Source organism: Cytobacillus sp. NCCP-133, from assembly GCF_026011715.1.
GTDB lineage: Bacteria > Bacillota > Bacilli > Bacillales > Cytobacillaceae > Cytobacillus.
Map to the genome: position 1 here is coordinate 1 of NZ_BRVM01000006.1, position 8960 is coordinate 8960.

Consider the following 8960-nt stretch of genomic DNA (forward strand, 5'->3'; position numbering starts at 1 on the left):
TTTTCCGCAAGCTCGCGGTTTGCCTTTGAAACACGGCCAACCACTTCTTCTTTATTAGAAGGATTGATTGAGACGATTTTATCTTCAGTGGAGATTCTTTCTCCGCCAATTAACAAGTCATAATCATGTCCTAAATAGGTTTCGACTGTTTTTAGCCCCTGTAAGTATGCTTCGCGATTTTCTACATTTTTAAAATTTGTGAAAGGTTCATGTTTGTACGGCTGTACCATGATTCCATCCCCCTTATGTCCTATTTGTTATCCGCCATTTTATAATGCAAAAACTGTGCCAACTTTAAAATGCTGTCAAATGAGCGTTTCAATTTTTTTAAGCAAAATATTTTTGCGCATAAAAATATAAATTATGATCAAGATGCAAATTTTCATTGCACTATACGTTTTTAGCTTATATAATTATTTAAACTACAGAATAAGGAGATTCATAATGAATCCACACGACCTTCAGCAGCTGCAATTAAAAAATAAAATTTTTCAGCGTATCTTAGATGAAATCGATGTCGGCGTCCATGTTATAAATGATGAAGGGAAGACGATTATCTACAACCAAAAAATGGCAGATATAGAAGGCATGAAATACGAAGATGTGCTGGACAAAAGTTTGCTCGATGTCTTCACTTTTCACCAGAACGAAGACAGTACACTTCTTCAAGCCCTCCAAAAGGGCAGGAATATTAAAAATGCCAAGCAAACGTACTTTAACAACAAAGGACAGGAAATCACAACGATTAATAACACTTTTCCGCTGATGGAGGAAGAGAAGCAAATCGGTGCGATGGAAATTGCCCGTGATGTAACCAAACTTGAGAAATTGATTAGGGAAAATATGAACAAGCGTGGAGATACACGCTACACCTTTGACAGCATCATCGGCAGCAGCGACGAAATTCGGGATGTGATTGAAGCAAGCAAAAGAGCGACCCGAACAAGCTCGTCTGTATTGGTTATCGGTGAAACCGGCACCGGTAAAGAGCTGTTTGCGCAAAGCATTCATAACGGCAGCAGCCGTTCTTCAAAGCCATTTATCTCGCAAAATTGTGCCGCATTGCCGGATAGCCTGATAGAAGGCCTTTTATTCGGAACGAAAAAGGGCGCCTTTACAGGTTCCATTGAGCGTCCTGGACTATTTGAACAAGCTGATGGAGGAACCCTGCTGCTGGATGAAATCAACTCTCTTAACCCATCCCTGCAGGCAAAACTTCTAAGGGCTTTGCAGGAAAAAACAGTCCGCAGGGTCGGCGATACGAAAGACCGGGCTGTAGATGTAAGAATCATCGCCACCATTAACGAGGATCCAATTGACGCAATTTCAGAAGGCCGGATGCGGAAGGATTTATATTATCGGCTAAGTGTTGTTTCTCTTTTCGTCCCGCCTTTGCGTGAGAGAAGCAAAGATATCCGAAATCTCGCACAATTTTTTATCGAAAAATATAATGGGCTCTTTGGAATGAATGTAGCGGAGATTGATGAAGAAGTCATGAATAAGTTTGAGCAATATGATTGGCCCGGCAATGTGCGTGAGTTGGAGCATATCATTGAAGGCGCCATGAATTTGATCGACCAGGAAGAAGCGATCAGCTATGTGCACCTGCCGCTCCACTTCCGGAATAAGCCCCAATTTAAGGACGAGCAGAGCGATACCGGCAAAATCGAAGAACTGCTGATTCATAAAAACAAGCCAATCAAGCCGCTGGATCAATATATTCAGGAAGCTGAGACCTATTATTTAAAAAAGGTCCTTAAGCATCACGGCAATAATATTACCCAAGCTGCAAAATCTCTTGGCATGAGCCGGCAGAACCTGCAATATCGCCTGCGCAAATACGGGGTAAAGAAAGAAAACAGCTGATTTGAGTTATTCGTTAATTAGTTGATGTATTTGCGGGCAGATGTGTAGCCTGCATGTTACCTCAAACCTAATTGGATCCTGCCAACACGCAAATACACTCGGGTACTTTGCGTATAAAGTGAATTACTCACAAAAAAATAAATAAAGCTCCCCATCGGAGCTTTATTTATACAAGATATCATCCCGAAGCGCAGCAACTCGCGTTAATGCTTCGTCGAGGGCACCATGAAGATGTTTCGCAATGGCATCAAAGTGTTCCGGCTGCAGATTCATGCCTTCATGCGCTTTTGCCATGGAATTGCCTGAGTATTGATTAGGGCCTCCCAGCGCATAACTGATGAACTTTGATTGGTGGCGTTTTTGCTTGACCATGTCGGTATGCTCAAAAAATTGATTGACGGTTGGGTCCTTTAATACCAATTCCTCATAAAAATAATCAACAACTTTTTCAATGCCTCTCCGCCGCCTACTTTTTCATATAATATTTGCTCTGACATAACAGTCGCTCACTCCTTTCAACAAAATGTATTCTTTGTTAAATGGGGCTGCCCTATTCATAAATTAACAGGCCTGCATCAATCTACCTTTACCCCGTTATCTCTTTAATAATCAAAAAGCGAAAGGGCTCTGAGATTTTCCAGAACCCTTCTTATTATGATGCCTTCTGATCTTTTGTTTCCAATTCCTTTCTCTCTTTATCACTCATGAAAGTGATTTTGAAGCCGAACAGAGCAAAAATAATGGCAAGGATCGGCACCGTGAAGTTAAGGATTGCATATGGTGCATATTCAAAAGGGTGCACTGCCAGCGTTGACATAATAAACACCGCACATGTATTCCAAGGAACAAATACAGACGTAACAGTCCCTCCATCCTCAAGCGCCCGTGACAGATTTTTAGATTGCAGGTTTTTGTTTTTATAAGCCTGTGCATACATTCTGCCAGGAAGCAGGATGGATATGTATTGCTCTGCTGCAGCAATATTTGTGAAGAAAGAAGATAAAACCGTTGTAGCCACAAGGCTGCGAGCTGAACGCGCAAGCTTTAGAATCTGATCGACAATGGCTTTTAGCATTCCAGTCTGTTCCATTACACCGCCAAAGGTCATGGCGACAATCGTCAATGATACGGTGTACATCATATCATCAATGCCGCCTCTATTAAAAAGCTCATCTACTAAGCTGTTTCCGCTTTCTATCGAAAAACCTCCTTGCAGGGTATTCACAGCATCTCCTGCAGAACCGCCTTGAACAAAAATATGGCAGAGCCAGCCAAGGATCACTCCAGCTGCCAAGGCAGGCAGCGCCGGAACTTTTTTGGCTACCAGAAAAATAACCAGTACAGGCACAAGCAGAAGCCAAGGAGAGATCACGAAGCTCTCTGAAAGCACCTTCATTACCTCTGAAATATTTTCATTATTTATTTCACTGCCGCCAAACTGTCTGCCCATAAACCAATAAACCGCAACCGCGATTACAAGGGCAGGAAGGGTGGTGTAAAACATGTGGCGGATATGTTCAAATAAATCAGTCCCGGTAATACCGGCAGCCAAATTGGTTGTATCGGATAACGGCGACATCTTGTCCCCAAAATAAGCACCCGAAATAATAGCACCTGCCACCATCGGAGCGGGAATGCCCATGCTGATTCCAATGCCCATGCCTGCGACCCCGATTGTTCCCATCGTGGACCAGGAGCTTCCAATCGCAAGGGTAACAATGGCACAGATGATGCAAATCGAAACAAGAAACATGGAAGGGGTAATAAGTTTTAATCCATAGTAAATCATGGTGGCGACGATTCCTCCGCCTATCCACGAACCAATAGTTAATCCTACCATTATGATAATAAGGATTGCCGGAAGAGCCAATCTGATCCCCTTATAAAACCCTTCCTCAATATCATTCCACTGAAATCCGTATCGCCAGGATATGAAAGCGGATACAATTGTACCTGTAATTAAAGGTACATGAGGGCTTCCCTCAAACTTTACAATCGTGACGGCCATAACCCCAATCATCACCAATAAAGGCAGCACAGCCATCCAAAACGGAATTTTCTTCTCTTTCGTTTCTCCCATATAGGTTCCTCCTTTGAAAATAAAACCTTTAGATTATCATTTGCAAGATTAATGCCAAAACATAAAATTAGGTTACTATTCTGAACCTTTATGGCAAAAAAATTTCTATTCGAGTATTTCTATGCAGTTTGGGATGCAAAATAGTCTGTCGAGCGCATGCTCATTTTGCGTGTAGAGCAAATATTTTTTGCATTTTAATGCAAGCATCATTAAAAAATGAAAAACCGGGCAAAAGCCCGGCTTCATTCATTATTTCTTGATAAGGTCTTCGCGCTGGGATTGATCAATCCATTCTTGAAGCTTATCTTTAAGTGTGTTGAATCCTTGTGAAGATTCGTCTTCCATTTTAATTGGGGCTGCCTGGCGTTTGCGAGGCTTTCTGGCTTTAGCTTCTGCTTGTGGCGCTTCTTCAGTTGCGCGGATAGATAATCCAATTTTACCTGCTTGTTCATCAACAGATAGAACTTTTACTTTTACTTCATCGCCCACTTTAAGATGTTCGTTAATATCTTTTACGAAACCGTGAGTTACTTCGGAAATGTGAACCAATCCTTGTGTATTCTCATCCAATGCTACGAACGCTCCGTATGGCTGAATACCTGTTACCTTTCCTGTAATTACACTGCCTGCTTCGATTTTCTCTGACATGAAAACACTCCTATTTAAATTCAAATTTTATCTCTTTATACGCAATAAGAAATTATACCATAACTTAAGCAGAATATCAAAAGCTAATAAAATAACCTACTAACCATTTTTTTCCTTACACATTTATTCTATATCTTCTTCTGTATTCCTTATCCTTAATTAGCATGAAACAATTTACAAACAATATACAGGATTCTCATTTTGAGGATGTTAACAAAGTGTTCACTTACGAGCAGCCATAAGGAGCCGTTACACATGATAAACTATGAATAGAAGCAAATGAAAATAGGGGTGATGGAACATGTCAAACATTGGAAATAATATTAAGATGTGCCGGGAGAGAGCCAATATGACTCAACAACAGCTCGCATTAAAAGTGAGGGTCGGCACGGGAACAATTGCAAAATATGAGAACGGAGACCAAATTCCCGATACACAGACTGTTTTAAAAATATCCACCGCACTGGATATACCTGCTTCAGAGCTGCTTGAACAGGAACTTCAAACGAACCAAACCGGCATCGATTATGAAATTGAACAGCTTGTACGGGAAATTGGCACCAAAAAGGCAAAGCTCATCCTAAGAAAAGCAAAGGAATTCAGCGAAGAAGATTTTCTTCGGGTAATGCAAATGCTATATGAAATTAAATATCAGAAAAACTCTGCTAATTGAGATGTATAAAAAGGAGAATACTGGTTAGCCTTGTAGTATAAGGCTTTCAAGTATTCCCCCCCTTTTTGAAGTTGACAATCTGTAATGGATTGTCCTTTTTTTTTATGCTTTTCGGCTCCTTTCAAGGAAACGTCCAATCCGTTTGACCGCTTCTTGAAGCTGTTCCATGGACGTCGCATAGGAACAGCGGACATGTCCTTCCCCGCTTGCGCCAAAGATATTGCCTGGCACTACTGCAACTTTTTCCTCCAGCAGCAGCTTTTCAGCAAATTCCTCTGACGATAGGCCCGTGCTTTCAACCGAGGGGAACGCATAAAATGCTCCACCCGGCACATGGCAGGAAAGTCCAATTTCATTAAGTGATTGGACGAAATAATTCCGCCTGCGCCTGTAGCTTTTTTTCATTTCTTCAACATCTGTTCTGCCTGTTTTTAGTGCTTCAAGCGCAGCAAACTGTGCCATTGTCGGAGCGCACATCATCGCATATTGATGGATTTTCAGCATCGCCTGTGAGATTTGTTCAGGTGCACAAACAAATCCAAGCCTCCACCCCGTCATCGCAAATCCCTTTGAAAATCCTGATATTAAAATCGTTCTTTTCCTCATTTCATTAATCGACGCAAAACTCGTATATTCACCTTCATATGCAAGCTCAGCATAGATTTCATCCGAAAGGACAAGCAGATCATACTTCTCCGCAATACTGGCAATGTGCTCAAGTTCCCTTTTGTTTAGCATTGTCCCCGTAGGATTATTCGGAGAACATAGCATGATCGCTTTTGTCCTGCCCGTGATGGCTTTTTCAAGCTGTTCCGGCTGGATTTTAAACCCTAACTCCTTTTGCGCCTGAACCTGAACGGGCACTCCGCCAGCAAGCACAACTAAAGGAACATAGGAAACGAAGCTCGGCTCAATAACAATCACCTCATCACCCGGATCCAGAATGGCTCTTAAAGCAAGATCCAATGCCTGGCTTGCTCCGACGGTAACGATGATTTCTTTTTCAGCGGAATAAGCGGCCTGGAAGCTTTTCTCCATGTAGCCTGCAATTGCTTCGCGAAGATCCAGCAAGCCAGCATTTGCCGTATAAGAAGTGTATCCCTCTTCAAGGGATAAGATAGCTGCTTCTCTTACAGACCATGGCGTAACAAAATCAGGTTCGCCCACTCCGAGGGAGATGACGCCTTCCATCCCAGCAGCAAGATCGAAAAAGCGCCTGATCCCTGATGGCTTCATTCCTTCTATTGTTTTTGAAAGATAGGTTTTCGTCTGGCTCATTACGGAGACACCACAATTCGTTTGTCATCTTCATTCTGTTCAAAAATGGTTCCATCATGTTTATATTTTTTCAAAATAAAATGGGTAGTCGTAGATAATACAGAATCGAGTGTGGATAATTTTTCAGATACAAACCGGGCTACCTCATTCATAGATCGGCCTTCGATGATAACAGAAAGATCATACGCACCTGACATTAAATAGACCGACCTTACCTCCTTGAAGCGATAAATTCTATTGGCCACTTCATCAAATCCTACCCCGCGCTTAGGCGCAACCTTCACATCAATCATAGCCGTAACCCCTTCATGGCCGTCAACCTTTGACCAGTCAATTACTGAAGAGTATCGGACCAGAACCTTTAATTCTTCGAGTGTATCCAATGCTTGAGCTGTTTCTTCAATACTTAATTCAGCCATTTTGGCGATGTCTTCAACCGGAATTCGCGCGCTGTTTTTTTCTAAAATTTCCAAAATCTCGATTTGCTTGTCTGTTAACTTCATATTTGCCGCTCCCATCCTTTAGTGATTTACTCTATAAAATAGTTTTATTATAGCAAAAACTGCTGAAAATAGATGTGCTGCTTTCGTTATTTTTTAAATTTATTCATTATCATGTGTCAGATAGAGAAATAAGGGGAAAATATAGGGAAACATTATGTATAGTGCCCCTGCTGAAAGGGTTTGTATAACCGATTCACATAAAAGCTTAGGAGGGAAAAGCCAATGGAAGAGGCAACTTTATCAGGAATAGAGCCGATTAATGGCACGGACGTTTACTATGAGTATTACAAGCATGAATCTTCCAGGGAAACAATGGTCCTGCTGCACGGCTTCCTGTCGTCCACCTTCAGCTTTCGCAGGCTGATTCCTCTTTTAAAAACGGAATTCAATGTGGTTTCAATGGATTTGCCTCCCTTCGGCAAAAGCGGGAAGTCCCGTCAGTTTATTTACTCATATAAAAACCTGGCGCAAACCGTCATCCGATTATTAGAAAAGCTCCGCGTTGAAAGATTGACCTTAGTCGGACACTCGATGGGGGGACAGATTGTTTTAAAGGTCGCCCAATCAAAGCCTGAACTTGTAGATCAGGCAGTCTTATTATCAAGCTCCGGCTACATGAAAAGGATGAAGCCGCACCTTATATTTTCCAGCTACATCCCTTTCTTTCATTTGTACGTAAAGTTATATCTGCAGCGTTCCGGGGTTAAGCAGAATCTGAAAAATGTCGTCCATGACCATTCCATGATAGATGACGAAATGCTTTATGGCTATTTGTCGCCATTTTTGGAAGATGATATTTTCCGTGCATTAACCAGAATGATTCGAGACCGGGAAGGTGATTTGTCTCAGGCTGCCTTGAAAAAGATTGAAACCCCTTGCCTGTTAATCTGGGGAGAACATGACAGAGTCGTCCCGCTTTACATCGGGCAAAAACTGAACAAAGATTTGCCGAATTCCAGGCTGGTTGTGTTAAAAGACACCGGTCATCTTGTTCCTGAAGAACGGCCGGAAGATGTGTTAAAACATATAAAGCGTTTTTTAAAAACCCCTAATGTCCAGGAGAGTGTCTAGCGGAAATAAGAAAAGCGCAAGGCACCTTGCGCTAGACAGTTATCTAAGTTCAAAAAGATATAAATTCTGATATCAAAATAAAACGGCAAGCCTGTGTGAGGTTGCCACTGCATTAGATCGTGCAAGAACCATTCTTTTTAATTCCAAGCAGTCGTGCGGAAATTTCCTTGCACTTCTCCAAAGGAATGATTTCCTCAAAAGAGAACTCATATATGGATTGAATTTTCCTGGCAAGCTTATCCCAATCATCAAGATCATAAACTGCCTGGACGGAATCTGCAATTTCTGTATCGTAATTGCCTGGACCAACTCCGAACGGATCCCATTGATCCAGAGTATGGACAAGCAAGAGGTTCGTTTGCTGTATTTCCATCTTTATCACCTTTTTTATCATTCAGTGACTAGAGCGCTTTGTTTTAATTATTTGTATCAATATCATATCATAGAGTCAGGCTACATAATAGAATCATAAAGGCGGTGACAGTATGAACCAATTTAATTTTCATCAAAAAATCGACCGGGAAAATACTGCTTCTGTGAAATGGGATCGAACCAAGCAGGTCTTTGGCACTTCAGATGTTTTGCCGATGTGGGTGGCTGATATGGACTTTCAGCCTCCTGAGGAAGTAAAGAAAGCTCTGGAGGAAAGACTGGATCACGGCATCTTTGGCTATACATACGCACCAGACTCTACAGCTGAAGCAATCGGACAATGGCTTTTGAACCGCCATAATTGGAGAATCGAACATGACTGGATCCTGTACAGCACCGGAGTTGTTCCTTCCATTGCAACAGCTATTCAGGCTTTTACCGAAAAAGATGATAAGGTAATGCTGCAATC

8 protein-coding genes and 3 pseudogenes are annotated in these 8960 nt (G+C 41.8%); 4 read left to right on the plus strand and 7 right to left on the minus strand.

The window, feature by feature from the left end; all coding sequences use genetic code 11:
* Positions 1-230: pseudogene (locus tag NCCP133_RS09045) on the minus strand (L-glutamate gamma-semialdehyde dehydrogenase); the annotation flags it as partial.
* Between the two features lie 214 nt (positions 231-444).
* Between NCCP133_RS09045 and NCCP133_RS09050 the strand changes: the two are divergent.
* On the plus strand, positions 445-1866 hold the full coding sequence (locus NCCP133_RS09050) for a sigma-54 interaction domain-containing protein (RefSeq protein WP_264804609.1): 1422 nt from the start codon (positions 445-447) through the stop codon (positions 1864-1866).
* A gap of 162 nt (positions 1867-2028) precedes the next feature.
* On the opposite strand, the pseudogene NCCP133_RS09055 reads toward NCCP133_RS09050, so the two are convergent.
* From NCCP133_RS09055 to yugI, 3 genes and pseudogenes are all read right to left on the minus strand, one after another.
* Positions 2029-2363 (minus strand): annotated as a pseudogene (locus NCCP133_RS09055) (group I truncated hemoglobin).
* 155 nt (positions 2364-2518) lie between these two features.
* Positions 2519-3946, minus strand: a complete 1428-nt coding sequence (nhaC, locus tag NCCP133_RS09060; RefSeq protein ID WP_264804610.1) for a Na+/H+ antiporter NhaC — start codon at positions 3944-3946, stop codon at positions 2519-2521.
* A gap of 249 nt (positions 3947-4195) precedes the next feature.
* Complete coding sequence (yugI, locus tag NCCP133_RS09065; RefSeq protein WP_264804611.1) at positions 4196-4594, minus strand: S1 domain-containing post-transcriptional regulator GSP13; 399 nt, start codon at positions 4592-4594, stop codon at positions 4196-4198.
* Between the two features lie 301 nt (positions 4595-4895).
* Here yugI and NCCP133_RS09070 point away from each other — a divergent pair, with 301 nt between their 5' ends.
* Complete coding sequence (locus NCCP133_RS09070) at positions 4896-5267, plus strand: helix-turn-helix domain-containing protein (protein WP_264804612.1); 372 nt, start codon at positions 4896-4898, stop codon at positions 5265-5267.
* Between the two features lie 102 nt (positions 5268-5369).
* Here NCCP133_RS09070 and NCCP133_RS09075 read toward each other — a convergent pair whose 3' ends face one another.
* Both NCCP133_RS09075 and NCCP133_RS09080 read right to left on the minus strand, forming a co-directional pair.
* Entirely contained in the window at positions 5370-6545 is a 1176-nt protein-coding gene (locus NCCP133_RS09075) for an aminotransferase (RefSeq protein WP_264804613.1), read from the minus strand.
* Positions 6545-7048 (minus strand): Lrp/AsnC family transcriptional regulator, encoded by a 504-nt coding sequence (locus tag NCCP133_RS09080; RefSeq protein ID WP_264804614.1) that lies wholly within the window; start codon positions 7046-7048, stop codon positions 6545-6547. Before NCCP133_RS09080 ends, NCCP133_RS09075 begins: the two co-directional genes overlap by 1 nt.
* Positions 7049-7270: 222 nt before the next feature.
* Between NCCP133_RS09080 and NCCP133_RS09085 the strand changes: the two genes are divergently transcribed.
* Positions 7271-8119, plus strand: coding sequence for an alpha/beta hydrolase (locus NCCP133_RS09085; RefSeq protein ID WP_264804615.1), 849 nt, complete (start codon positions 7271-7273; stop codon positions 8117-8119).
* Positions 8120-8231: 112 nt separating this feature from the next.
* Here NCCP133_RS09085 and NCCP133_RS09090 read toward each other — a convergent pair whose 3' ends face one another.
* Positions 8232-8492: a YugE family protein gene (locus tag NCCP133_RS09090; protein WP_264804616.1), complete on the minus strand. Its 261-nt coding sequence runs from the start codon at positions 8490-8492 to the stop codon at positions 8232-8234.
* A 112-nt stretch (positions 8493-8604) separates the two neighbouring features.
* On the opposite strand from NCCP133_RS09090, the pseudogene NCCP133_RS09095 reads away from it, so the two are divergent.
* Positions 8605-8960 (plus strand): annotated as a pseudogene (locus NCCP133_RS09095) (cystathionine beta-lyase); the annotation flags it as partial.